Below are 23,287 nucleotides of genomic sequence, written 5' to 3' on the forward strand. Positions count from 1 at the left end.
CGCTAGCGGCGCGGCGTTCCGACCTCGGCGTTGATGACGACCGGCGCGTTGCACCCTTCGATTGAGCGCACCACCGCCTTGATATGGCGGGCCGGGGCGGCGTCGGCCAAGGGGCGAATCGCGACGCTGTCCGGGGCACCGGCAAGGACAATGCCCGGATTGCGGCAGATCGGCTTGAGCGTCGCGGACTTGGCAGGCGGCGTGACGGCGGCGGCCGACAGTGCGACGAGGGACGCGATCAGCATGGCTCTCTCCTGTTGATACGCGAAGACTATCACGGGTCTAGCGGCGGATGAAGAATCGATGACGTCGAATTCACTGGCGATGCGGTGAATGGCGTGGTGATTCCATCGCCATGGAGATCGAAGTCAGCGCCGAAGCAAAGGACAAGCGGCTCAACCGCCGTGTCGCGGTTACCGTGGTGATCCTGTCGGTGTTCATGGGGCTGGGTAACATCAAGGACGGCAACATCGTCCAGAACATGGCGCAGGCGAAGGCCGATTCGGTCGATCGATGGAGTGAGTATCAGGCGACCAAGACCAAAACGCATATCGCCGAGACGGCGCGCGGTGAGATGACCGTGCTGGCCGCCACCCCCGGCGCGAAGGCTGCTGCCAGCGTCGCGATCGTGCGGCTCGACGACGAGATCGCCAAATACCGAGTCGAGGCTCCGGCGCTCGCGAAGCAGGCGCAAGGCTTTGCCGACCGCTACGACGCGCTCAACGTCCATGACGATCAGTTCGATGCGAGCGATGCCGCGCTGTCGACCGCGATTTCGGTGGCCGCGGTGGCGGCGCTGGCGGAGAGCTTTCCCTTGCTCGTCGCGGGGTGGGTGTTCAGCGCGTTCGGCCTGTTCATGGGGCTGTGCGGTTTTGCCGGGTGGGCGTTCCACCCCGACGTGCTGAGCACGTTTCTGGGCTGAGCGCGCGGGGCGTGCCGCGATTTGGTTCACGCGAAGGCCACGAAGCTTGCGCGGCAGCCAACGTTACCCTTCGGGCTCTTCGCGTGAATCCTTCTTAGGCCGTCCCAGCCTCAGCCAGCGCCGCTCTCCTCCGCGATCGGCTCCAGCCCGAACGCCAGCCACTCCGCGCGGGTACGGCAGACTTTGGTCGGCGCGTCGGGGTTGGTGAGACGGTCGTCGAAGCAATAACGTGGCCCCGCTTCGCGGCGTGGTGCGGTCGCGGCGAGTGCGTCGAACAGGCGCGGCGTCGGCACGTCCATCTCATGCGCTGCGCTCACGATCCGCTCCCAGCGTCCGCCTTCGGGCGGCGGTGCGGCGGTTGCGCTGGCGGTCAGGATCAGGGCAAAGGTCAGGCTCATGGCAGTCTCCATCATGGCACCGGAAAATCGGCTATGACGAGAGGTGCATTATCTATGCCATACACCTAATATATTGTTATAGAACGATAACACTCTTCGGCTCGTACCACGGGCTCGGGATGGAGCGCCAGCTTTTGGTAATCCGCGCGAAGATCAGGCGTCGCGCAAGTCGTGCGCCCGTGCGAACACCGCCTCGAACATTTCCGTCGTCAGCCGCCCGGTGTTCTGATTGTAGCTGGAGCAATGGTAGCTATCGATCAGGATACGGCCATCGGGCATGCGATGCTCGGCAAGGTGGCCGAAGCGGCATTTGGGCAGCTTGCCGCCGAGCATCTTGACCGCCGACTGATGCGCGGTCTGGCCAAGGGCCACGAAGATGCGGGCGTTGGGCAGCGCGCTTGCCTGCCCCTCCAGGAAGGGACGGCAGTTGCGGATTTCCTCCGGCGTCGGCTTGTTCTGCGGTGGCAGGCATTTGACGGCGTCGAGGATCATCGCGCCGGTCAGCGCGAGCGTATCATCGGGCTTGCCTTCATACTCCCCGGTGGCGAGGCCATATTTGGCGAGCGTGTCGAACAATAACGGGGCGGAGCGATCCCCGGTGAACGGGCGGCCAGTCCGATTCGCGCCATATTGCGCCGGGGCGAGGCCGATGATGCCGAGCCAGGCGGCGGGATCGCCAAAGGCGGTGATGGGGCCGTTCCACCAATCGGGATGTTCGGCCCGCAGGCTTTCGCGCAGCGCGACGAGGCGCGGGCAGCGCGGGCAATCACGCGGCGGTTCGGTTTCGGGAATCGGGCTGGGTGCGAAGTTCATCACTTTGCGATAGGCGTGATGTCGTGCCGACCTCAACCCATGCTTTTTGTTACGCGATCGCGATCGGATCGAACCGCTGCGGGCGGCACGGCAGTCCGATGGCCGAGGTCAGGGCGGCGATCGCCGTGCTGCCCGGCATGGTGGCGGTTTCGCCGATCATCGCAAGCGATCCCGTCGGTCCCTCGATTCGCCGCTACGCCAATGCGGTCGCCTTGGTCGAAACGGTGGAGGAGCCGCCTGCGGTGCTGGCGCGGCTAAAGAGCATCGAGCGGGCGTTCGGTCGGCGGCGCGGACAGCGTTGGAGCGCGCGGGTGATCGATCTCGATATTGTGCTGTGGTCGGGCGGGGCGTGGTGGTCGCGCGGCCTGACGATACCCCATGCGGCGTTTCGGGAGCGCGATTTCGTGCTCGGCCCGTTGCTGCGCGTTGCCCCCGATTGGCGCGATCCGTTGACCGGACTGCGCGTGCGGCAGCTGCACGCGCGGCTATTGCGTACACTGCCTCGCCTTGACCAAGTGGGAAGGCGACCCTAACGGGTCCCCGGTGTGGGCCCGTAGCTCAGTTGGTAGAGCAACGGACTTTTAATCTGTAGGTCTCGGGTTCGAGTCCCGACGGGCCCACCATCTCCACGGATCCACTGGCACAAGCTGACAGTGACATTGGGCCAACCTATGGTGACATAACGGGGCCGCGTCTCGTGCGATCGGCGCCGGATCGGATAGATAGACCAATAATTTCGCCGCTCTGAAACTGCTGGATCAGAGGCGATGGTTCAGCGAGGCCTAGTATGTTCTATCCCTTCCGCCGCCGCCCCCGCAAAGGCACTGGAATGTGGCCGATGGTCTATCCCCGCCCGTGGGACATGACCCCGGAGCCGGGCTTTGGAATCCTGATCGATCCGGTCGCGGTATCCCAGGAGGCGGCCCGGGAACTCCGGAAGGCAGAGTGGCCGGGGATGTCGCTGATGGAAGATGACTTCCAGATGGCGTTGCTTAACGAGGGCGCCGACGTCGGGGCGATGGCGCAGGCATGGTTCGAGGAGCACCGGCTGGCCGTCGCGAACGAGATCGAGCGACGCATCAGTGGATACGGTGTCGAGCGGCTGTCCAGCTCCGTCTCGACGGCGGTCAGCGAGGCATGCGCGGCATACGTAGTCGGCAAATACCTGACGGTTGTCCGCATCCTGTTGCCCGAGTTCGAAGCGGTGGCACGCGCGCTCGTCAACAAGCGCAGCCCGAAGGCCGCGGTCGATGGACTGCTCGGCGTCCTGCAGGACGTGCCGATGATCAGGGAGGACCCGATCGAGTCGATGTCCATGTTCGAGTTCATCGAGGATCAGCTGTTCGCGTCGTGCCGCGACGCCACCGACGCCGCGGCGCGGGGTGCGGTGCCGAACCGGCATGCCGAGACTCACGCGCTACGAAGCTACGGCGACCTGCGGGGCGCGAGCTACATCCTCTGCGGCATCGACCTACTGCTCCGGCTGGCAGCGCGGCATCTCGACTTTTCGCAACCCCCACCCACCGCTGCCTAGGAAGGGCATGGGTAAGCTGACTACGGTCCCAGCTCGCCGCAGGCCCGACCGTCAGCGCGCCCATGGCATTCGATATCCGACCGATCCGGTCATCACGACCAGCGCAGGTCCTATGCGGCCACCATCCTCATCGACCGCTGCGATCCGCCAACCCCGGCCGCGCCAGGCCGGGTGGTCGATGATCTCCTCGATCAGGCGGCCGACGCTGGCGCCGAGGATAGTGTCGGGCACCGCGTCCGCCGTCCTGACGCGCAGCTCCCCGAAGCGGGTGTCGATCCGGACCCCGCCGATCAGCGCAAAGAGCTCCACGGAGTGGTCTACAACCCGGATCGCGAGATAGTCTCCATCGCGGCGCCTGACCTCGCAGCCGCTGGAGGGTTGCGAGGTCAGGCTCGCGTTCAGTCCGGCGATGTAGTGGCGGAGCGTGTGTGCTGTCATGGTGGGGGTGGGGGCACCCTTGGACCCGCCGAGGCGGGGGCGGCGAGGCCAGCCCAGCTCCGGCTCGATCCGCACGGCGACGTCATCAAGTGTCAATCCATCAGCGGCGAGCATCGGGGCGAGCAGTGGAGATGCCGACCTAACGACGGCGCCGAGCTCGATCCGGAATGCCTCGACGACCGCCGCATCCCGCGCCGCCTCGATTTCGTGCAGGCGCGCCCGAACTTTCCGCCGGGCGTTTCGAAAACGCCGACGATCGCCTTCGGTTGGCGCGTCCGGCGCACCGGGCACCGCGACGGCGGCACGCGCCGTCACTTTGCCAATCCGCCCGTCCCGACGATCACCGCCAACAGGTGGCGGGTGAGCGCGTCGGCACCCTTGCCATAGGCCAGCTCGCCCCAGGCGTCCCAAGCGTGGACCCGCTCGGCAAGCCAGGCGAACATGTCGTCGCGCGACGCCGCGTCGGCGAACGTCTGCGACCAGGCGACGTTCCTCGTCGGCATCCGCGCGCCGACCGTGATGCCGGTGAGCGTCACGAGGTGGCGCGTGCCGATGCGCTCACGCGCGAAGAGGTGGCGACGGAACCCCACCTCGCGCTCGAACGTCAGCAGCGCCCGCTCGCGGGCCTCGCTGTCGAGGCCCCTGGCGGTCGTGACGGCCGCCATGACCCCCGCCATGGGCAAGTGCTCGAAATCCGGCTCGCGTGTCGCCTGCAGCATCATCAACACCGACCTGCCCAAGTCGGTGAGTCCCCCCTCCAGCGGATTTCCCCACGGCGACGCCTTGATCATGCCGATCGACGCGAGCCAGCACTGGTGGAACCTCCACGCCAGCATGTCGCCGTCGAACAGGTCGTGCCGGCCCTCGGGGCCGTGCCACCCCGCGTGGATCGCGGTCATGACGCGCAGCATCAGCTCGTGCTGCTCGGGCGCGAAGTGGACGGGCGGGAAGCCGAGTTCACCCTGCCAGAAGGCGTCCCTCACGCTCCGCCACGTCCGGCCATCAGCATCCTCGAGGCCACGGGGACCGGCGCGCAGCCACCAGCCCCACGGGAGTTCGCCGAGATGGCGCTCGAACTCAGCCACGGCCACCCCCGCGCCTGGTGTCGAGACCGATCGGCGGCGGTCCGTCGCGCGGCGGCGCCTCGGTCCCGTCGGCGATGGCGCGCAGCTGCGCCGCCAGCGCGATCGTCTCGCGGACGACATAGGCGTCGTCGCGATAGATCCGGGCGAGTTCCGACGACGACGTGGGCATGGCGGGGCGCCCGTCGCCGGGGATGAGATCGTAAGCGTGGTTGCAGCTGAACCCGAGCCACCACGCGTGGGGGTCCTGGACGCGGTGATCCGTCGCGTGCGCGACCTCGTGGTATACCGCCGGGCTCAGCTCGACGTGGCAGATGCGGCGCGCCTCGACCGCCAGGCGGCGGGCCGGGGTCGGTCCGGCCTGGCACAGCCGCGCATAGGTGATGCCGCCGTGGATCTCGATCCCGATGTCGGCGGGCACCGCCCCCTTGTCCCAACCCCACAGCGGGTGGTCGGACGGAACGCCGACGTAACCACAGAGGAAGCCGCCGCGGGTGTCACGCAGCATGATGCACTCGTAGCCGCTGGCCTCGTCGCGCCAGCTGACCTTGTCGGCCTCGCCGAGCCACTGTCCCGCGCCATCGGGATGGGACTCACGGTCGTAGTAGACCTCGGCGGCGGGGACGATGCACTCGCGGGTGGCGTAGGCACGGCCGGTTACGAGGACGACGCCTTCGTCGCGCGCGACGTCGCCCCCGGTTCCGACCAGCTTGGCGACGGCGAGCTCGGAGCGGAGGGCCGGCAGCAGCGTGTCGGCGGTGGCGGGCATGACGGCGGGCACCGCCGGCTTGCGCTTGGCGGGCGGCTTGCGCTGGCCGGCGGGAACGAGCGCCGTGGACTTGGTCGGCTTCTTAGACATGTGGAAATCTCCTTCATCGGGGCAGGCTGCGGTGTCTGGGTCGGGCGGGATGCCGGGCTGGCCGAGGCGGCTGGCCGGGGCTGCCGGATCGGTGGGTCGCGGCAGGGGGGCGTCCACATCAGCGCACCCACGGCATGCGGAAGGCCACCGAACCGGTCTCGACGACCAGCGTCTGGCCGGAGGACGGCGACGGCGGCTCCTCGACAGCGACGATCGGCCACGAATGCCCGCGGAGCGATCGGTGGTCGATCACCTCGCCGATCCGCCGTCCGAGGATCGCCAGGGCGATCGTGTCCGGCAGCGGCGCGTCGAGCTCGACCCGCAGCACGCCGAAGAGCGTCTCCAGCCTCGCCGGACCGATCCGCGCCTCGACCTCGAGCGAATGCTCGACGACCTCGAGACAGGCCCAGTCGCTCCGCGAGAAGATGAACGGCACCGTGTGGCCGAAGCCGCGGCGGCGCACGGCCTCCCTGTCGCCATTGCGCGTGGCGATCACGAACCGACGGGGCGGTTCGCGCAGCCGCTGGAAGCGCGACGCGGGGTTGGACGACAGTGCCGGGTAGCGCGGCCAGTGCAGTCCCGGGTCGAGCCGGTGGAGCAGCCGATCGATCTCCTCCCCCGCCGAAACCACGAGCGACAGCAGGAAGGGCGACGCGGAGCGCACGTTCGTCCCGACCTCCTGCCGGAAGGCCGCGCGCCGCGCGCCCGGGTCCTCAAGATCCGCTTCCCTGACCGCGACGCGCGCGGCCCCCCTGGCCTCCCTGAACCGCTGCCGGTCGGACGCCGTCGCGGGATCCGTGAGCCGATAGGTGCGGACGGACGCGCAGCGGCCGCGGCTCACGACTGCCGCTCCGCGGGGGCGTAGCGTTCGTGCCACGTCACGCGCTCGACGATCGGCCCAAGCGCCCTGGGGTTCGCGCCGATCGAGTAAATGTGGCCGGCCAGCCACCATTCCTCCTCGCAGCGGCGCGAGTCGGGCACCTCCCGCCACCAGCACTTGGGATCGCCGGCGGCGTCCCAGCGGTAGCCCCTCGCGCGCAACTCGTCCTTGAGCTCGAAGGCCGCACCGACCGCGCGGAAGCGCCAGCTGGGCGCACGGGCGGTCGCCAGCATCTCGGCGAGCGCGGTGCCGCCGTTCGGCAGGTGCTGCCGCAGGATCTGGATCACCGCGTCGACGTCGTCGCCGGCGCGATGGGCACCGTGGAAGTAGCCAGCCTGCGCGAGCAGCCAGCCGAGGGACCGTCCGTCGTAGCCGCCGGCCCGCCAGTCGATGTCCTTGCAACTGCAGCACCAGGCAAGGCCAGCCGCACCCGGCAGGCGGCGCTCGACGTGCGCCCGGTCGAAAATGGCGTTATGCGCACAGACGAAATCGGCGGACTTCAGCAGCCGCACCGCCGCGTCCTCGTCGATCACCTGGCCTGCCACGTCGGCGTCCGTCAGGCCGGTCAACCTGACGATGTCCTCGGGCAAATCGCGGCCCGGATCCTCCAGCCAGGAGTAGCCACGGTCGATCTTGACGATCACGCCGTCCGGATCCGCGCGGAAACGGCGCAGCGCGAGCTCGATGACCTTGTCGTCGCCGCCGAGGCCGCTGGTCTCGACATCGACCACCACGCCGATGATTGTATCGATACGCCCGCCGACGCCGGTCTCGCCCTCGCGCACGTCGAGGCGGCGCAGCAGACGCACGTCGTCTTCGCCGTTGACCGCGCACAGCGCGTCCGGCGCAGGAATCCCGTCCCGCATGGTCGTCTCCGGTTTTGGTAGCCCGTCACCTCGGGCAGGTCGGACCGGACAAGCGGCGGGTCCGACCGCCCAGAAATGGATCAGGCGAGGAAGCGCTGCTCGATGTTGAGGTCGAGGCCCGCCGCCAGCGGCGACGTCGGCTCGGCGTCGATCATCATCAGCGTGTCGCAGATCGCCTGCGACACGAGAGCCTCGACGATCGGCGACGTGTGGTCGAACCCGGTAACGATGGCGGCGTCCGCCGCCGCCGGTCCCATCCGCATGAAGAGGCGCCCCGCGATCTCCGCCTCGTCCGTCGCGAACGACGCGTGGAAGGCGTGCACGGTCTCGAAGCCGTCGTCATGCACGATGGTGGCCGTGAAGAGCCGCGGCTGCGTCCCGCCGGCCTGACGGAACGGGAGCACGTTGTCGTGGTGCGGACCGTCGGCCCGGCGCGGCCGCTTCGACTGGGGCGCGGCGGTAACCGTCCCGTCGCCGACGTCGCCGCCGTCGCTATCCGCAACCAGCGCGTCGATGTCGGCAGCGTCGGCGTCCAGCCCGAGCGACAGACCGTGAAGCAGGATGCCGCGCATGCACTCCTGCCGGGCGAGGCACGCGTCGATCGCGCTGGCTCCCCCGAACAAGGCGCGCGGCGCGAGCAGCCAGCTCATCGGGTCGTGCTCAGCAGCCTCGCGTTGGAACCGCGCGCCGGTCTCGGCGGCGACGAGCGCCAGGCGGACCAGCCCGCGACGCGTGGTCGTGACGGCGGCGTCGGTCGGGGCGTCGTCGTCCAGCGGGTCTTCGTATCGCACCAGCGGCATGGCTGCCGCGGCGGGCACATCGAACATCGTCATCATGTTCATGCGTCGTCTCCATCCGCCGATCCCTTCATGTGCACCCGCCCGGCGGTGAGACGGCATGCAACCCTGAAGTAGCTACAGGGTTCCAATAGTTCAACCCTTCTGGATATGTCGAAATGTAATTGATGTGTCCCGTTCTGAATCGATCACCAGACAGGCAGCTTGCGGAGGCTGTCGCTTCGGTTATTCTGGAGGAATGGAAAAGATGAAGGCGATCACGATCATGAGCGCGCTGGCCCAGCCGACCCGGCTGGCCGTCTTCTCACTCCTCGCGCGCGCGGGCGACGAGGGAATGACCGCCGGCGAACTGGCCGAGAAGACCGGCACGCCTGCGAACACGATGAGCAGCCACCTTACGATCCTCAGTCAGGCAGGGCTCGCCACCTCGCGCCGGGTCGGCCGCAACATCTTCTATCGCGCCGTGCCCGACGCCATCCGCCAGCTGACGGTCTTCCTGATCAAGGACTGCTGCGACGGCTGCGCCGAGGTCTGCGGCCACCTGCAGGACGATCTGAACGAGTGCCAGCGCGGACAGGAGGGGCGAAAGGCGGGAACGGCAAAGGTCGTATCGGGAAAAACCGATCCTTCTTGATCCAGCCTGATACATCGGTTATCGCCGATGAATGACCGACAGCGAAGCCCTCGCCGCACTTGCGGCCCTCGCACACCCGACACGCCTGGACACCTTCCGCGCGCTCGTAGCGCATGAGCCGGAAGGCCTGACGACGGGCCAGCTGGTCGGGCGCGCGGCCCTGTCGCAGAGCACCTTCTCCACGCATCTGGCCGTGCTGGCGAAGGCGGGGCTCGTGTCGACCGAACGCCGCGGCCGCAACTTCGTGCAGCGAGCGGACATCACCGCACTCCGTGCGCTCATGCTCTTCCTGGCCAAGGACTGCTGCCAGAGTCGGCCGGAACTGTGCGAGCCGCTGCTCGCCGAACTCGCCTGCTGCTCACCCGGAGCTCACCCATGACCACCGACGCAATCATCTACCACAACCCCGAATGCGGCACGTCCCGCAATGCGCTGGCCATGATCCGGAACGCTGGCATCGAGCCGCATGTGATCGAGTACCTGAAGACGCCGCCCTCGCGCGCGATGCTCGTCCAGCTCATCGAGCGCGCGCGTCTAACCCCGCGTCAGCTGCTGCGCGAGAAGGGCACCCCCTACGCCGAGCTCGGCCTCGACGACGGGACGCTGAGCGACGACGCGCTCGTCGACGCGATGATGGCACACCCGGTCCTGATCAACCGGCCACTGGTCGTGACGCCGATCGGGGTGCGCCTGTGCCGTCCGTCCGAAGCGGTGCTCGACATCCTGCCCGAACAGCAGCGCGGCGCCTTTGCCAAGGAGGACGGTGAGCGGGTCGTCGACGCCGACGGCCGCCGGCTGGGCTGATGGGCACCTTCGAACGATACCTGTCGGTCTGGGTCGCGCTGTGCATCGTCGCGGGGATAGCGCTCGGCCAGGCGGCGCCCGGCGTCTTCGCCGCGATCGCCTCGGCCGAGGTCGCGCGCGTGAACCTCGTCGTCGCCGCGCTGATCTGGCTGATGATCGTCCCGATGCTGCTCAAGATCGACTTCGGTGCGCTCGGGTCGGTCCGCCAGCACTGGAAGGGCGTGGGCGTCACGCTGTTCGTGAACTGGGCGGTGAAGCCGTTCTCGATGGCGGCGCTCGGCACCGTGTTCCTCGGCTGGCTGTTCGCGCCGCTGCTGCCGGCGGGGGAGATCCAGTCCTACATAGCGGGCCTGATCCTGCTGGCCGCGGCGCCCTGCACGGCCATGGTGTTCGTCTGGTCGAACCTGTGCGGGGGCGAGCCGACCTACACGCTCAGCCAGGTGGCGCTGAACGACCTGCTGATGGTGTTCCTGTTCGCGCCGCTCGTCGCGCTGCTGCTCGGTGTCGCCTCGGTGACCGTCCCCTGGGACACGCTGCTGCTCTCCGTCGTGCTCTACATCGTGGTGCCGGTGATCGTCGCGCAGGTCATCCGCCGGGCGCTACTCGGACGCGGAGGTCAGGCCGCACTGGACCGGCTGCTCGGCACGCTCGGCCCGGCCTCGCTCGTCGCGCTGCTCGCCACCCTGGTCCTGCTCTTCGGCTTCCAGGGCGAGCAGATCGTGGCGCAGCCCCTCGTCATCGCGCTGATCGCGGTTCCGATCCTCATCCAGGTCTACCTCAACGCCGGCATCGCATACTGGCTATCCCGCCGGCTCGGCGTGGCGTGGTGCGTCGCGGCGCCGGCCGCGCTGATCGGCGCGTCCAACTTCTTCGAACTGGCGGTGGCGGCGGCGATCTCGCTGTTCGGCCTGAAGAGCGGCGCAGCGCTGGCGACGGTCGTCGGTGTGCTGGTCGAGGTGCCGGTCATGCTGAGCGTGGTCGCGATCGTGAAGCGCACGCGGCGCTGGTATGAGGGCGTGCCTGCATGAGCCGCACGACCTTCGCTCCGCTGGCTAGCGGAGCCCACGACGTGCTCCGACTGGCGCTCGACGCCGCCGGACTGCCCACCGACGACCTCGACCGGTCCGGCCGCGCGTTCTTCGGGCTGTCCGACGAAAAGGGGCCGATCGGCTTCGTCGGGCTGGAGGGCGACGGTGCCGACCGGCTGCTGCGCTCGCTCGTCGTGCTGCCGAGCCGCAAGCGGCAGGGCCACGGCGGTCTGCTCGTGGCGCATGTCGAGGCGCTCGCCCGCCGCGATGGGGCGGAGCGGCTGCATCTGTTGACTAACACCGTCGCGGACTTCTTCCGCGCGCGGGGATACCGGCCGGCGGACCGTGCCGACGCGCCCGCCCCGATCGCCGCCACCGCCCAGTTCTCATCCCTGTGCCCCGGCAGCGCCGCCTACCTCGTCAAGGAAATCGCATGAGCCGCCTGCGCCAGGTCCAAGACGTCGACGTGCTGCCGGCGCTGGACCCATCGTTTGTCCTGCCGCGGCCCGCAGTCGGCCTCGGCGACGACCAACCGCCGCCGCGCATCCTGCTGCTATACGGATCGCTGCGCCAGCGGTCCTTCTCCCGCCTGGCGACCGAGGAGGCGGCGCGCCTCCTCGAGCTGTTCGGTGCCGAGACGCGTATCTTCGACCCGTCCGACCTGCCGCTGCCGGATCAGATTGCGGGCGACGACCATCCCGCCGTCCACGAACTTCGCGAGCACGCGCTGTGGTCGGAAGGGATGGTCTGGTGCAGCCCGGAGCGGCATGGCCAGATCACCGGCATCATGAAGGCGCAGATCGACCACCTGCCGCTCGAGATGAAAGGGATGCGGCCGACGCAGGGACGCACGCTCGCGGTCATGCAGGTCTCCGGCGGGTCGCAGTCGTTCAACGCGGTCAACACGTTGCGTCTGCTCGGCCGCTGGATGCGGATGTTCACCATTCCCAACCAGTCGTCGGTCGCGATGGCCTACAAGGAGTTCGACGAGACCGGCCGGATGCGTCCCTCCAGCTATTACGACCGCATCGTCGACGTGATGGAGGAGCTGGTGCGCTTCACCGTGCTCATGCGGCCCCATTCGGCCCAGCTCGTCGACCGATATTCGGAGCGGAAGTCGGCGGGCCGGCGCCTCGAGGCCGAGGATCACTCGGCGGTGGCGATCGCCGCCGAACCCCGGGCGGTCTTGTAGCAGGCACTGCTAGAGCAGGCCCGCGCGTCCGCTCGACCCACCTCGGAACACGATGACGTTAGCGTCCGCTTCAAGGCCAGCCGGCGGATCCACGTTCTCGACGACGATGAACTGACCCACGTCCTTCAACGACGCGAGATGGCTAAAGAAGTGCTGCTTCAGCGACGAGGCGACCAGCGCACGCTCGTCCTCCGTCAACGCGTCGTCGCCGATCGGATCGCGGTAGGTGAGCAGGGGCGTATCGAGCACAAGGAAGCCGGGATGCGGCAGTCCGCGGTCCTTGCAGAATATCAGCAACGCGACCTTGAACGCGGCATGCGTGATGGCACGGACGCCCTTGCCGTTATGACCCCGCAGCTTCCCGTCGATACGCAGATCGTAGCTGGGCTCATCGAACGACACATGGTGCTCGCCTGGGAAGTTCCACGCGGTGAGGACCTGGCTCACCACCTGGGCGAACTCGTGCGCCGTGGGACCATCGACGCCGATCCGCGGACGATCCGCCTTGGCAGCGGGCCTGCGTGCCGCGATCTCGGCGCGACGTTCCAGAAGCGACGTCCGCTGATCGATCAGTGCTAGGCCGCGCCTGACTTGATCCCGGACCTCCATGATCTCGGAGATGGCGCGGCGCGCCTCGGTGGCGCCCGGCGTCAGACGCTCCAGCTGCGCCTCAGTTTCGTGGAGGCTTCCCTGAACGGTAGGCAGATGGTCAACCAGCCTTCGTCGATCCGAGATCAGTTGAGCCATGGTGCTTGCCAGATCGGCGCGCTGCCTGACGATCTTCGCGGCTTCGGCAGCTGCCGCGGCGCGCACTCGCTCGACGTCGCCGACCTCCTCATGATGATGCTGGCTGTCGGGCGCAGCCCCGCACAGGGGACAGTCCCGCCCGCCGCCAAGCGTCAGTAGGAATCCCGCCTCGTCCAGCGCCTCGAGGCGCTGGATGTCGGACACATAGACCGAATCAAGCTGCGCGAACCGCTCAAGGCTCAGGTCGATGTCGTCGAGGCGGGCCGTGGCCATAGAGACCTCCAGTCCCAGACGCCGCTTGCGTTCGAGCAAGTCACGGATCGAGCCCTGCGCCGCGTCGAGATCGGCCTGGGCAGCGGCAAAGGACGCCTCAAGACGGTCGTTCTGATCCTTCAGTTCGTCAGCGTCGGCGAACCCGTTCTCGATCTCCGCATCGACGGCCGCGAGCATGTCGTCCAGCATCTCGATCTGTGCCGAGGTGGATGACTTGAACGTGCGGCTGTCCACCACCTCGACGATCGCGCTGTCGTCGATCCCGGTCAGCAGCAGCTTGAAGGCGCTGCGCTCCGCCGTCTGGGTCAGGGGGCTTCCGGTCTGTATGGGCGAACCCTCGCTTTGGATCGTCGTCTCGTCGACGATGCAGAAGCGCGATATGTCGCGGAAGCTGAGCGACCGCTTCTTGCCATTCGCATCGACCGCGATCCGCTTCCCGCGCAGACCGACCTGACCCAACAGAAACTGCGACAGGTTCGCGTCGTCAGTGTGGTCGTGCTTGGCGCCGAGGACGCGGACATCGTCCGCACCATCCTGCGGACCGGCCAGGCCTGGGCGGACGGCGAAGTTCCCGCCAGCCAGTGCGCGCGACAGCATCTCGTCGCCGTCTGGTGTCGACAGGCCTAGCCAGACCCGCTCATACGGGCGTCGTTCGCTGATGTCCGGCAGCAGCCGCGAGCCGCCCAGCATGTAGTCGATCGCCTTGGTGGCGAAGGACTTGCCCGTGTTCGAAGCGCCGTAGACGAGGTTGAGCCCATCGGCGAAGTCGAGTTCGGACACGGTGCCCGGACCCGAGAAGGCGATCTTGCGGATCACGATCGTCATCAGGATCCACCGCCAGGTTGGGCGCCGTCCGAGCTGAATTCGACCGACCACCTGTCCAGCCGATGCTCCACCCGCCGCGCCAACTCCTCGGCGGACAGATCGGCGAAATGGTCGACGAGCCACTTCGCGCAAGCCTTCAAGGCTTGGGCGTATTCGGTGCGCATCAGGCTGACGAACGGCGCCGCCTCGTCGCTCGCGCGGAACGAGACGCCATGTTCGTCTGCGACGGCGTCGACAAGGTGGACGCGCCGCATGAGCGTGAGACTGTCCTCGACAAGCCTTCGACGGACGAGCAGCTCCCCGGTCCGCTCAGGCAACGGGGGGTGCAGGCTCGGCGGCCCGCCCGCGTCTCCCGTGTGAACGACCAGGTGGTCGAACCAGGTCAGCCGGGCGAGGTCGAGCGTCCGCGGATAGGCCGCATCCAGCACGATGACCGCACGGGTGCCCGTCTCGAGCTTGCTGTTGAAAAGCCCGATCCCCTCGGACCGATCGATCACCTCTTCCACACGAACTTCCCGTCGTTGGCGAAGTGATGGCAGAAGCCCTGCTTCACCGGGACCCGCGCGTGCCGCGCGAGCAGACCGCCGGGCGTCACGGCGGCGGCCTGCGACATCACGGCGTCGATCCGCCCGAGCGTATCGCCATGATTGCCGCGATAATGGCCGCTGACGCCGTGATAGACATCGTCGTGAAGGGCCTCGAGATCCTCCTCCAGCGTGTTGTCCCTGTAGAACCGGTTGAAGGCGTCGGCTTCGAAGAACCGCTTGCGCTGATCCTGCAGGTGCTCGCCGAATTCGGGATGATCCCCCACGGCGACGTGATCGTCGAACGGCGATCCGGCGCGCTCGCCATACGCGTCGATGAGCTGGCCGAGATACAGCTGTTCGCGGACGTCCACGTCCAAGGGCACGATGCCACGCGGCGCGGGCCCGGGATCTGCGCCGAACCACTTCGCCAGCACGGGCGCCGCAGTCTCGTCGCCCAGGATGTCGTCGACCGTCAGCCGCTTGACCTGGCCGAAGTCGAACGCGTTGACGAGCGCCAGCAGCGACCCCTCCAGCGCGATGGTCTGCCCGGTCACGATCTTCCTGGCGCACACCGCGTTCCAGCGGTCGATCAGCGCCGTGCGCAACTCGGATGGATTGAAGACCAGTTTCTCCAGATCCCGGCCCATCCCGCGTGGGGCGACGAAGAAGTAGGCCGTCGGCGGCGTGAACTCGCCGCTATCGCTGTGATACAGGATCTTGCCCAGCTCGAGCAGCGCTGACGACGTCGCCAAGGTCCGCCCATACTGCTTGCACTGATAGTTGTGCCATGGCCCCTCGTGACGTCGATCGGTCAGGAAGCCGACGATGTCGCGGCCCAGGTCGCCCGCGCCGGAGAATCGCTGGACCTCGACATAGTCCGACGTCTTCCGCGCGATCCAGTCGCGAACGAATCGTTCCAAGTCCTCGTCGTCGAGCGCCAGAATGTCGCGGTGAAACCCCATCGACACGGCATAGCGGCGGCGTCGCGCACCCGGCAAGGATGTCGTGCCGGTGCATCTGATCCGACGGACGATGAGCTAGCCCGCGTTGTCGCGAAGTCTCTCGTCGCCGAACGCCTCCAGGATGCGGCAGTCGCCCACCGTTCCGCCCGCGCAGTTCGAGATGATGGCGGAGAGCTCGCGGCGCAGACCGCGCAGGTCGGCGATCTTGCGATCGACGTCGGCGAGGTGCTTCGATGCGATCGCGTCGATCGTGTCGCACGACCGATCGCGCTGACGGGCGAGGTCCAGCATCGCCCTGATCTCCTCGAGCGTGAAGCCCAGGTCGCGCGTCTTCCGGATGAAGCGCAGCCTGTCGAGATCGCCTGTCGAATAGGATCGGTAGTTGCCGCCCGTCCTGGCTGGCGGCGCGATCAGGCCCGCCCGCTCGTAATAGCGGATCGTCTCCACCTTCACGCCGGTCGCGGCCGCCAGTCGTCCGATCGTCAGGTCGGTCACGAAACCCCTTGAGTCTCTAGTTGCTACAGGGTCCATATACCCATCCACGTCGAGTCGCACGAGGTGGAAATGGCCTGCAGCAGCTGTGCGTCGGGGAAGCCCGACCCCAACAACAGCCCGTCGTGGCGCCGCGCGCTGTGGATCGCGCTCGCCGTGAACGCGACCATGTTCGTCGCCGAGATGGCGGCGGGCGTCGCCGGCGGCTCGAAGGCGCTGCAGGCGGACGCGCTCGACTTCTTGGGCGACGCCGCCAACTACGCGATCAGCCTCGGCGTCGCGGGCATGGCGCTGGCGTGGCGGGCCCGAGCGGCGCTGCTGAAGGGCGGCACGCTGGCGCTGCTCGGCATGTACGTGTTCGCTACGACGGCCTGGGCGGTCTGGCACGGCGGCACGCCCGCTGCCGAGGTCATGGGGATCGTGGGGATCGCGGCGCTCGTCGCGAATGCCGGCGTCGCACTGATGCTCTACCGCTTCCGCACCGGCGACGCGAACATGCGCTCGGTATGGATCTGCTCGCGCAACGACGCCATCGGCAACGTCGCAGTGGTGCTCGCCGCCGCCGGCGTGTTCGGCACCGGCTCGGCCTGGCCCGACCTCATCGTCGCCGGGACCATGGCCGCCCTGGGCATCTCGGGCGGCGTCCAGATCATCCGGCAGGCGCGCGCCGAACTGAACGGCGGCCGTCGCCTCCACGTCCTGCAGAGCGGAGCAGCATGATGACGGACGATGACAGCGTGCGGTTGCGCGAACTCGTCGGGCTGGAACTGGAGCGTCACGGCGCATCGGCCGCCATCGGGGACACCGGTGCCGCGTGGTGGGCGCTCGAGCGCGCCCACATCATCTCGCAGCCCGATCTTCCGCTGCACCTGCGGGTCCACTGGACCATGCTCGGCTACGCCGTTCGAATGGGCGATCTGCGCGAAGTCGCGGGCCAGATGCTGCGGCTGGCCCTGGCGCCGATCGGCTCGCTGACGGGTCGGATACCGGTCGGCAACACGGGCCGCTCCAACGTCAGCGCCTTCGAGCCCATGGCGATCCCGGCCGACCTGCGCGCCGTGATCGATGCGGAGACTAGGCCGTGACCGCTCCGTCGCTGACACGCTCGTTAGACGGTGCTATGCGGTCCCTCGTGTCACGCATGCTGCGCTTCCTGATGGGCCTCGCGCTCCTAGCCTCCATGGGGCTGGGCGTGGCCGCGCACGCGAACGAGCAGATGTGCATCCCCGGCGTCGAAGCGTCGGCAGTCGCCGGCCACGTCGACGGCGATGCCGACCAGGTGCCCGCCGATTCCGAGAAGGGCTATCCCCATCACCACGGTGGCTGCCACGGCCATCACGTCGCCGCTCCGCTCGACAGGATCACCCAGGCCGTCCCGCCGACGAGCACCGGCGAGCACATGGCCGACGACAGCGCCGAACTCGCCATGGCGCAGGCCGACTCCACGCTGAGACCGCCGATCGCCTGACGTGCGCCGCGCCGCCGGATCCCCGGCGGCCGTCATCCCACGTCAGGAGCAACACATGCATCGCATTATCGCGGCCGCGCTGGCCGCATCCGTCTGCGCATCGTCCGCGCAGGCGCAGACCAGTCCACCGTCGACCGCGCAGGACGGGCTCACGCTTGAACAGGCGCTCGACCTCGCCGGCGTCAATGCGCCGGGGATCGGTGCGGCGGACGCCGGGGTCAGGGCTGCCGAGGCCCAGCGCCGCGTCGCCGGGCAGCAGCCCAACCCCTCGGTCAACGTCGAGGTCGAGAACGTCGTCGGCACGGGCGCCTACAGCGGCATCCGGGGCGCCGAGACCACCGTCGGCATGTCGCTGCCGCTGGAGCTCGGCGGCAAGCGTTCCGCGCGGATCGCCGTGGCGGATACGCAGACCGCCCGCGCCCGACTGGCGGTGGTGACGGCCCGTGCCGATCTCAGGCTCCGCGTCATCCAGGCCTACAACGAGGCGGTGGCGTCCGAGCGCTGGCTGCTGATCGCGCGCGACCAGCAGCGCATCGCCACCGAGGGATTGAGGGCAGCGAACGTGCGCGTCCGCGCGGGCCGGGCCTCGCCGCTCGAGGAGCAGCGCGCCGACGTCGCGCGCATCAACGCGGACACGGCGCTCACCCAGGCCGAGCGGGCGGTGACGCTCGCGCGCGCCAACCTGGCCCGCCTCGTCGGGCGCGAATCCGGCACGCTCGACCTCGGCTGGTTCGACAGGGTCGCCGCCGCCGTCGGCCCGAGGCTTCCGGCCAGTCCGGAAGGGACGCTCGCCCTAGCCGCAGCGGAGGCCGAGGTCGCGACTGCCAACGCCCAGGTGGGGCTGGCGCGAAGCCAGCGGGTCCCGGACCTGACGGTGAGCGCCGGTGCCCGCCGACTGGAAGCCACCAACGACGTGGCGGCGGTGTTCGGCGTCAGCCTGCCGATCCCGCTGTTCAACAACGGTCGCGCCGGCATCGACGCCGCGCGCGCCCAGCGGGAGCAGGCGGAGGCGCTGCGGCGGGTCGTGCTGCTGGACGCGCAGCGGGCGATCGTCGCGGCGGAGGCCGACCTCGCCAACGCGGAGGCGAACGCGCGGGCGGCGAACGGCCCGGCGCTCGCGGCGGCCCAGGAGGCCGCGCGCATCGCCCGCATCGGCTACCGCGAGGGCAAGTTCGGCCAGCTCGACCTGCTCGAGGCGGAGCGCACGCTCGCCCAGACCCGCTCGGCCGCCATCGACGCGCTCGCCGCCTATCACGACGCCGGGGCGCGCCTGGAGCGGCTCAACGCCCGCGCGCCAGCCAACACGGAAGTCCAGCCATGAAGAAGACCATCCTGCGGGCGCTCGTCCCCGCGACCCTCGCCCTGACGCTCGTCGGCTGTGGCGGCGGCGCCGAAGCGCCGGCGGAGAACGCCGCCGGCGAGCACGCGGCCGGTGAAGGCCATGCCGAGGAAGGCGTGGTCACGCTCACCCAGCAGCAGATCACCGAGGCCGGCATCGAGGTCGTCCGGCCGACGGTCGGCGGCGTCGCCGGCGCCATCGAGGTGAGCGCCACCATCGAGGGCGATCCGCAGGGCGTGCAGGTCGCGTCCGCCGCGATCAGCGGGCGGCTCGTATCGCTGACCCGCAATCTCGGTCAGCCGGTCGGGCGCGGCGACGTGCTCGCCGTTATCGAAAGCCGCGAGGCCGCATCGTTGAAGGGCGAGATCGAGGCGGCGCGCGCCCGCGCGGCGTTGGCGCAGTCCAACCTCCGCCGCGAGCAGCGCCTGTTCGCCGAGCGCGTCTCGCCCGAGCAGGACCTGATCGCCGCCCGCACCGCCGCGACCGAGGCCAACATCGCGCTTCGCCTCGCGCAGCAGCAGCTCGCCGCGACGGGCGGCGGCGGCGGGGCCCTCAACCGCGTCACCGTGCGCTCGCCCATCTCGGGGCAGGTCATTGCCCGGTCGGCCACCCTCGGCCAGACGGTCGCCGCCGACGCGGAGCTGTTCCGCATCGCCAACCTCTCGAAGGTCTCGGTCGCCATGTCGCTGCTTCCGGCCGATGCCGGACGCGTGCAGCCCGGCGCCCAGGTCGAGGTCACGGGTCCCGGACGCCGGCAGGCTGCAAGGGTCACGTTCGTGTCGCCGGTGCTCGACGAGACGACCCGGCTGGTGCCGGTCATCGCGACGCTCGACAACGGCGGCAGCACTTGGCGCGTTGGCGAGACCGTCAATGCGTCCGTCATAGTGCCTGCAGGCGGCGACCGCACCGTCGCGGTGCCGTCGGCCGCTGTCCAGATGATCGAGGACAAGCCGCACGTGTTCGTGCGCACCGCGACCGGCTTCAAGGCGGCGCCGGTGATCCTCGGCCGCCGCAACGGCGGGCAGGTCGTGGTCACGGGCGGCCTGACCGGCGGCGAGCGCATCGCGTCCACCAACTCCTTCACCCTCAAGGCCGAGCTCGGAAAGGGCGAAGCCGAGCACGAGGACTGACCCATGATCGCCCGCATCGTCACCTTCTCGGTGGAGCGGCGCTGGTTCGTCCTGCTGCTCACCGCCATCGCCGCCATCGCCGGCATGCTCGCCCTCCAGCGGCTGCCGATCGACGCCGTCCCCGACATCACCAACAACCAGGTCCAGATCAACGTCGTCGCACCCGCGCTCTCGCCCGACCAGGTGGAGAAGCAGGTCGCCTTCACCGTCGAGACCGCGCTCGCCGGCATCCCCGGCCTCGAGTATACCCGCTCGCTCAGCCGCAACGGCTTCGCCCAGATCACCGCCGTCTTCGACGAGGGCACCGACATCTACTTCGCGCGCCAGCAGGTGTCCGAACGCCTGCGCACCGCCGAGGAGGACCTGCCGGAAGGCGTGAACCCCGAGATGGGTCCGATCGCCACCGGGCTCGGCGACATCTTCATGTGGACGGTCGAATACCGCGAACTCGACAAGGTCAACCACAAGAGCGGCGAGCCCGGGCTGCAGCCCGACGGCAGCTACATCAGCCCCGAAGGCGACCATCTCGTCAGCGAGGCGGACAAGGCGACCTACCTGCGCACCGTGCAGGACTGGATCGTCGCGCCGCAGCTGAAGGGCACCGCCGGCCTCGCCGGCATCGACTCGCTGGGCGGTTACACCAAGGAATACCTGGTCGTCCCCGACGTCCAGCGCATGGCGGCGATGAAGATCACGCTGCAGGACCTCGCCACGGCGCTCGAGCGCAACAACACCAGCGCCGGCGCGGGCGTCGTCAACCGCAACGGCGAGGGTCTGTCGGTGCGCGCCGACGGTCGCGTGCGCACGGCCGACGAGCTCGCCCGGACGGTGATCGCCACGCGCGAAGGCGTGGCGATCGTGCTGAGCCAGTTGGCGGAGGTCAGGACCGGACAGGGCCTGCGGATGGGCTCGGCGTCCGAGAACGGGCGCGAGGTCGTCGTGGGCACCGCGGTCATGCGGATCGGCGAGAACAGCCGCACGGTCTCCACCGGCGTGTCGCAGCGCCTGGAGGAGATCGGGCCGTCGCTGCCGGTCGACGTCGTGGTCAAGCCGGTGCTGAACCGCACCGACCTGGTCAATTCGACCATCGCCACCGTGGCGCGCAACCTCGCCGAGGGCGCGCTGCTCGTCATCGTCGTGCTGTTCGCGCTGCTCGGCAACTTCCGCGCGGCCCTGATCGCCGCGATGGTGATCCCCATCACCATGCTGCTGACCAGCATAGGCATGCTTCAGGCCGGCGTGTCCGCCAACCTGATGAGCCTGGGGGCGCTCGACTTCGGCCTGATCGTCGATGGCGCCGTGATCATCGTCGAGAACTCGCTGCGGCGACTGGCCGAGGCGCAGCACGGGCGCGACGAGCCACTGCCGCTGAACGAGCGGCTCGCCATCGTCGCGGCGTCCGCCCGCGAGATGATCCGCCCGTCGGTCTACGGGCAGGCGATCATCATCCTCGTCTACGCGCCGCTGCTCACCTTCACGGGCGTCGAAGGCAAGATGTTCGAACCCATGGCGCTAACGGTGATCATCGCGCTGGTCTTCGCGTTCGTCCTGTCGCTGACGTTCGTGCCGGCCGCGATAGCGATCTGGCTCAGCAAGCGGGTGGAGGAGAAGGAGGGGCGGATCATATCCGCACTCCGCCGACGCTACGAGCCGGGGCTCGACACCGCGCTGCGCCGCCCGAACGCCACGCTCGGCATCGCGGTCGGTGCGCTCGCACTGTCGGCCGTCGCCTTCACGACGCTCGGACAGGAGTTCCTGCCGCAGCTCGACGAGGGCAACGTGCTGGTCCAGGCGATCCGCATCCCCGGCACGTCAGTCGACCAGAGCCAGGCGATGCAGGCGCAGGTCGAGAAGGCGATCGCCAAGGAGCCGGAGGTCCAGTTCGCGTTCTCGCGGACCGGCACGTCCGAGATCGCCTCGGACCCGATGCCGGCGAACATCACCGACACCTTCGTGATCCTGAAGCCGAGGGAGCAGTGGCCCGACCCGAACCTCGGCAAGGCCGAGTTCGTCGAGCGGCTCGAGAAGCGCCTCTCGACCCTACCGGGCAACAACTACGAGATCACCCAGCCCATCCAGATGCGCTTCAACGAGCTCATCGCGGGCGTGCGCGGCGACGTCGCGGTCAAGGTGTTCGGCGACGACTTCGCGCAGATGAACGCGACCGCCGAGGCGATCGCCGGCGTGCTGCGCCGGACGCAGGGCGCGACGGACGTGCGCGTCGAGCAGACCGAGGGCCTGCCGATGCTCGACATCCGGCCGAACCGCACCGCGATGTCGCGGGTCGGGGTGACCGCGGGCGACGTGCAGGACACGGTCGCCGCCGCGATCGGCGGTCGCGAGGCCGGCATGATCTTCGAGGGGGACCGGCGGTTCCCGGTCGTGATCCGCCTGCCAGAGTCGGCACGCTCCGATCTCACCGCCATCGCGCAGGTGCCCGTGCCCACGGCCGAGGGCGGGTTCGTGCCGCTCTCCACCGTGGCCAACATCGAGATCGTGGACGGCCCGAACCAGATCAGCCGCGAGAACGGAAAGCGGCGGGTCGTCGTGCAGGCGAACGTGCGCGGCCGGGACGTCGCAGGCGTCGTGGCGGACGCGCAGGCGGCGATCGGCGCCCGGGTGAAGATGCCGCCCGGGACCTACCTCGAATGGGGCGGCCAGTTCGAGAACCTGGCGTCGGCGCGCGACCGGCTGATGGTCGTGGTGCCGATCTGCTTCGCGGTCATCATGCTGCTGCTCTACGGGGCGCTCGGCTCGGTCCGCGACGCGCTGATCGTCTTCACAGGCGTGCCGCTCGCCCTTGTCGGGGGCATTCTCGCACTTCTTCTGCGTGGCATGCCGTTCTCGATCTCGGCGGCGGTCGGGTTCATCGCGCTGTCCGGGGTCGCGGTGCTCAACGGACTGGTGATGCTGTCCGCGATCCAGGACCTGCTGGCGCGGGGCCTCGACCGCGCGGCGGCCGCACGCGAGGGCGCGCTGGCACGCCTGCGGCCCGTCGCGATGACGGCGCTAGTCGCGTCGCTCGGCTTCGTGCCGATGGCGCTCGGCCATGGCGCGGGGGCCGAGGTGCAGAAGCCGCTGGCGACGGTCGTCATCGGCGGGCTGATCTCGGCCACCCTGCTGACGCTGTTCGTGCTGCCGACCCTTTACGCCCGCTTCGGCCAGCGGCGGGTCGAGGCGAGCGCGGCGGACGGTACCACCGGCATCGAACGAGTGCAGACGCATGGCGCATGAGAAACTGTGCCATGCTTCACATGACACAGTTGCTTGCGTGGGC

The 23,287-nt window shown here is 69.0% G+C and carries 28 protein-coding genes and 1 tRNA gene; 16 read left to right on the plus strand and 13 right to left on the minus strand.

All coding sequences use genetic code 11. The features are described 5' to 3' along the window. Positions 1–2: 2 nt before the first annotated feature. Positions 3–245: a hypothetical protein gene (locus AB5I39_RS09295; RefSeq protein ID WP_404365633.1), complete on the minus strand. Its 243-nt coding sequence runs from the start codon at positions 243–245 to the stop codon at positions 3–5. 110 nt (positions 246–355) lie between these two features. Between AB5I39_RS09295 and AB5I39_RS09300 the strand changes: the two genes are divergently transcribed. Beyond that, positions 356–922, plus strand: coding sequence for a DUF4337 domain-containing protein (locus tag AB5I39_RS09300; protein WP_404365635.1), 567 nt, complete (start codon positions 356–358; stop codon positions 920–922). Positions 923–1,032: 110 nt separating this feature from the next. On the opposite strand, the gene AB5I39_RS09305 is transcribed toward AB5I39_RS09300, so the two are convergent. Then, positions 1,033–1,320 (minus strand): hypothetical protein, encoded by a 288-nt coding sequence (locus AB5I39_RS09305; RefSeq protein WP_404365638.1) that lies wholly within the window; start codon positions 1,318–1,320, stop codon positions 1,033–1,035. A 153-nt stretch (positions 1,321–1,473) separates the two neighbouring features. Continuing rightward, positions 1,474–2,133 carry a uracil-DNA glycosylase gene (locus AB5I39_RS09310; RefSeq protein ID WP_404365641.1) on the minus strand — a complete coding sequence of 220 codons (660 nt, stop codon included), beginning with the start codon at positions 2,131–2,133 and terminating at the stop codon, positions 1,474–1,476. A 23-nt stretch (positions 2,134–2,156) separates the two neighbouring features. Between AB5I39_RS09310 and folK the strand changes: the two genes are divergently transcribed. The 3 genes from folK to AB5I39_RS09325 all read left to right on the plus strand — a co-directional run bounded on the left by folK (position 2,157) and on the right by AB5I39_RS09325 (position 3,667). Continuing rightward, positions 2,157–2,666, plus strand: a complete 510-nt coding sequence (gene folK, locus AB5I39_RS09315; RefSeq protein ID WP_404365644.1) for a 2-amino-4-hydroxy-6-hydroxymethyldihydropteridine diphosphokinase — start codon at positions 2,157–2,159, stop codon at positions 2,664–2,666. A 14-nt stretch (positions 2,667–2,680) separates the two neighbouring features. Continuing rightward, positions 2,681–2,756: transfer RNA gene (locus AB5I39_RS09320), tRNA-Lys, on the plus strand. 164 nt (positions 2,757–2,920) lie between these two features. Next, positions 2,921–3,667 carry a hypothetical protein gene (locus tag AB5I39_RS09325; RefSeq protein WP_404365647.1) on the plus strand — a complete coding sequence of 249 codons (747 nt, stop codon included), beginning with the start codon at positions 2,921–2,923 and terminating at the stop codon, positions 3,665–3,667. 51 nt (positions 3,668–3,718) lie between these two features. On the opposite strand, the gene AB5I39_RS09330 is transcribed toward AB5I39_RS09325, so the two are convergent. The 6 genes from AB5I39_RS09330 to AB5I39_RS09355 form a co-directional block, all read right to left on the minus strand. Continuing rightward, complete coding sequence (locus AB5I39_RS09330; protein ID WP_404365649.1) at positions 3,719–4,420, minus strand: hypothetical protein; 702 nt, start codon at positions 4,418–4,420, stop codon at positions 3,719–3,721. Beyond that, positions 4,417–5,190, minus strand: a complete 774-nt coding sequence (locus tag AB5I39_RS09335) for a hypothetical protein (RefSeq protein WP_404365652.1) — start codon at positions 5,188–5,190, stop codon at positions 4,417–4,419. The genes AB5I39_RS09330 and AB5I39_RS09335 overlap by 4 nt, the downstream gene beginning before the upstream one ends. Then, positions 5,183–6,046 (minus strand): hypothetical protein, encoded by an 864-nt coding sequence (locus AB5I39_RS09340; RefSeq protein ID WP_404365655.1) that lies wholly within the window; start codon positions 6,044–6,046, stop codon positions 5,183–5,185. Before AB5I39_RS09340 ends, AB5I39_RS09335 begins: the two co-directional genes overlap by 8 nt. A 118-nt stretch (positions 6,047–6,164) precedes the next feature. Then, on the minus strand, positions 6,165–6,887 hold the full coding sequence (locus tag AB5I39_RS09345; protein WP_404365658.1) for a hypothetical protein: 723 nt from the start codon (positions 6,885–6,887) through the stop codon (positions 6,165–6,167). Continuing rightward, entirely contained in the window at positions 6,884–7,792 is a 909-nt protein-coding gene (locus tag AB5I39_RS09350) for a 3'-5' exonuclease (RefSeq protein WP_404365661.1), read from the minus strand. Before AB5I39_RS09350 ends, AB5I39_RS09345 begins: the two co-directional genes overlap by 4 nt. Positions 7,793–7,872: 80 nt before the next feature. Further along, on the minus strand, positions 7,873–8,634 hold the full coding sequence (locus tag AB5I39_RS09355) for a hypothetical protein (protein WP_404365663.1): 762 nt from the start codon (positions 8,632–8,634) through the stop codon (positions 7,873–7,875). Positions 8,635–8,836: 202 nt separating this feature from the next. On the opposite strand from AB5I39_RS09355, the gene AB5I39_RS09360 reads away from it, so the two are divergent. Genes AB5I39_RS09360 through arsH form a run of 6 tightly spaced genes read left to right on the plus strand, consistent with a single transcriptional unit; the run spans position 8,837 to position 12,247 of the window. Continuing rightward, positions 8,837–9,223 (plus strand): ArsR/SmtB family transcription factor, encoded by a 387-nt coding sequence (locus tag AB5I39_RS09360; protein WP_404365666.1) that lies wholly within the window; start codon positions 8,837–8,839, stop codon positions 9,221–9,223. 31 nt (positions 9,224–9,254) lie between these two features. Further along, positions 9,255–9,602: an ArsR/SmtB family transcription factor gene (locus AB5I39_RS09365; protein ID WP_404365669.1), complete on the plus strand. Its 348-nt coding sequence runs from the start codon at positions 9,255–9,257 to the stop codon at positions 9,600–9,602. Continuing rightward, the gene (arsC, locus tag AB5I39_RS09370; RefSeq protein WP_404365672.1) at positions 9,599–10,027 is read left to right on the plus strand and encodes an arsenate reductase (glutaredoxin); all 429 of its coding nucleotides are present in this window, start codon (positions 9,599–9,601) and stop codon (positions 10,025–10,027) included. The genes AB5I39_RS09365 and arsC overlap by 4 nt, the downstream gene beginning before the upstream one ends. Continuing rightward, positions 10,027–11,055: an ACR3 family arsenite efflux transporter gene (gene arsB / locus AB5I39_RS09375; protein WP_404365675.1), complete on the plus strand. Its 1,029-nt coding sequence runs from the start codon at positions 10,027–10,029 to the stop codon at positions 11,053–11,055. Before arsC ends, arsB begins: the two co-directional genes overlap by 1 nt. Then, positions 11,052–11,492 (plus strand): arsenic resistance N-acetyltransferase ArsN2, encoded by a 441-nt coding sequence (gene arsN2 / locus AB5I39_RS09380; protein ID WP_404365677.1) that lies wholly within the window; start codon positions 11,052–11,054, stop codon positions 11,490–11,492. The genes arsB and arsN2 overlap by 4 nt, the downstream gene beginning before the upstream one ends. Continuing rightward, positions 11,489–12,247 carry an arsenical resistance protein ArsH gene (arsH, locus tag AB5I39_RS09385; protein WP_404365680.1) on the plus strand — a complete coding sequence of 253 codons (759 nt, stop codon included), beginning with the start codon at positions 11,489–11,491 and terminating at the stop codon, positions 12,245–12,247. Before arsN2 ends, arsH begins: the two co-directional genes overlap by 4 nt. A 9-nt stretch (positions 12,248–12,256) precedes the next feature. Here arsH and AB5I39_RS09390 read toward each other — a convergent pair whose 3' ends face one another. The 4 genes from AB5I39_RS09390 to AB5I39_RS09405 all read right to left on the minus strand — a co-directional run bounded on the left by AB5I39_RS09390 (position 12,257) and on the right by AB5I39_RS09405 (position 16,067). After that, the gene (locus tag AB5I39_RS09390; RefSeq protein WP_404365683.1) at positions 12,257–14,092 is read right to left on the minus strand and encodes a hypothetical protein; all 1,836 of its coding nucleotides are present in this window, start codon (positions 14,090–14,092) and stop codon (positions 12,257–12,259) included. Next, on the minus strand, positions 14,092–14,598 hold the full coding sequence (locus tag AB5I39_RS09395; protein WP_404365686.1) for an ABC-three component system middle component 2: 507 nt from the start codon (positions 14,596–14,598) through the stop codon (positions 14,092–14,094). The genes AB5I39_RS09390 and AB5I39_RS09395 overlap by 1 nt, the downstream gene beginning before the upstream one ends. After that, positions 14,586–15,581: an ABC-three component system protein gene (locus AB5I39_RS09400; protein WP_404365689.1), complete on the minus strand. Its 996-nt coding sequence runs from the start codon at positions 15,579–15,581 to the stop codon at positions 14,586–14,588. The genes AB5I39_RS09395 and AB5I39_RS09400 overlap by 13 nt, the downstream gene beginning before the upstream one ends. A gap of 75 nt (positions 15,582–15,656) precedes the next feature. After that, the gene (locus AB5I39_RS09405) at positions 15,657–16,067 is read right to left on the minus strand and encodes a helix-turn-helix domain-containing protein (protein WP_404374096.1); all 411 of its coding nucleotides are present in this window, start codon (positions 16,065–16,067) and stop codon (positions 15,657–15,659) included. A gap of 78 nt (positions 16,068–16,145) precedes the next feature. Here AB5I39_RS09405 and AB5I39_RS09410 point away from each other — a divergent pair, with 78 nt between their 5' ends. Genes AB5I39_RS09410 through AB5I39_RS09435 form a run of 6 tightly spaced genes read left to right on the plus strand, consistent with a single transcriptional unit; the run spans position 16,146 to position 23,244 of the window. Beyond that, positions 16,146–16,793 (plus strand): cation transporter, encoded by a 648-nt coding sequence (locus AB5I39_RS09410; protein ID WP_404365692.1) that lies wholly within the window; start codon positions 16,146–16,148, stop codon positions 16,791–16,793. Beyond that, complete coding sequence (locus tag AB5I39_RS09415) at positions 16,793–17,158, plus strand: DUF3703 domain-containing protein (protein ID WP_404365695.1); 366 nt, start codon at positions 16,793–16,795, stop codon at positions 17,156–17,158. The genes AB5I39_RS09410 and AB5I39_RS09415 overlap by 1 nt, the downstream gene beginning before the upstream one ends. A 56-nt stretch (positions 17,159–17,214) precedes the next feature. Then, the gene (locus AB5I39_RS09420; RefSeq protein ID WP_404365698.1) at positions 17,215–17,541 is read left to right on the plus strand and encodes a hypothetical protein; all 327 of its coding nucleotides are present in this window, start codon (positions 17,215–17,217) and stop codon (positions 17,539–17,541) included. 55 nt (positions 17,542–17,596) lie between these two features. Next, entirely contained in the window at positions 17,597–18,862 is a 1,266-nt protein-coding gene (locus AB5I39_RS09425) for a TolC family protein (RefSeq protein ID WP_404365701.1), read from the plus strand. Beyond that, the gene (locus AB5I39_RS09430) at positions 18,859–20,010 is read left to right on the plus strand and encodes an efflux RND transporter periplasmic adaptor subunit (RefSeq protein WP_404365704.1); all 1,152 of its coding nucleotides are present in this window, start codon (positions 18,859–18,861) and stop codon (positions 20,008–20,010) included. Before AB5I39_RS09425 ends, AB5I39_RS09430 begins: the two co-directional genes overlap by 4 nt. A gap of 3 nt (positions 20,011–20,013) precedes the next feature. Then, positions 20,014–23,244 (plus strand): efflux RND transporter permease subunit, encoded by a 3,231-nt coding sequence (locus AB5I39_RS09435; RefSeq protein WP_404365707.1) that lies wholly within the window; start codon positions 20,014–20,016, stop codon positions 23,242–23,244. Positions 23,245–23,287: the final 43 nt, after the last annotated feature.

Source organism: Sphingomonas sp. MMS24-J45 (assembly GCF_044881195.1).
GTDB lineage: Bacteria > Pseudomonadota > Alphaproteobacteria > Sphingomonadales > Sphingomonadaceae > Sphingomonas.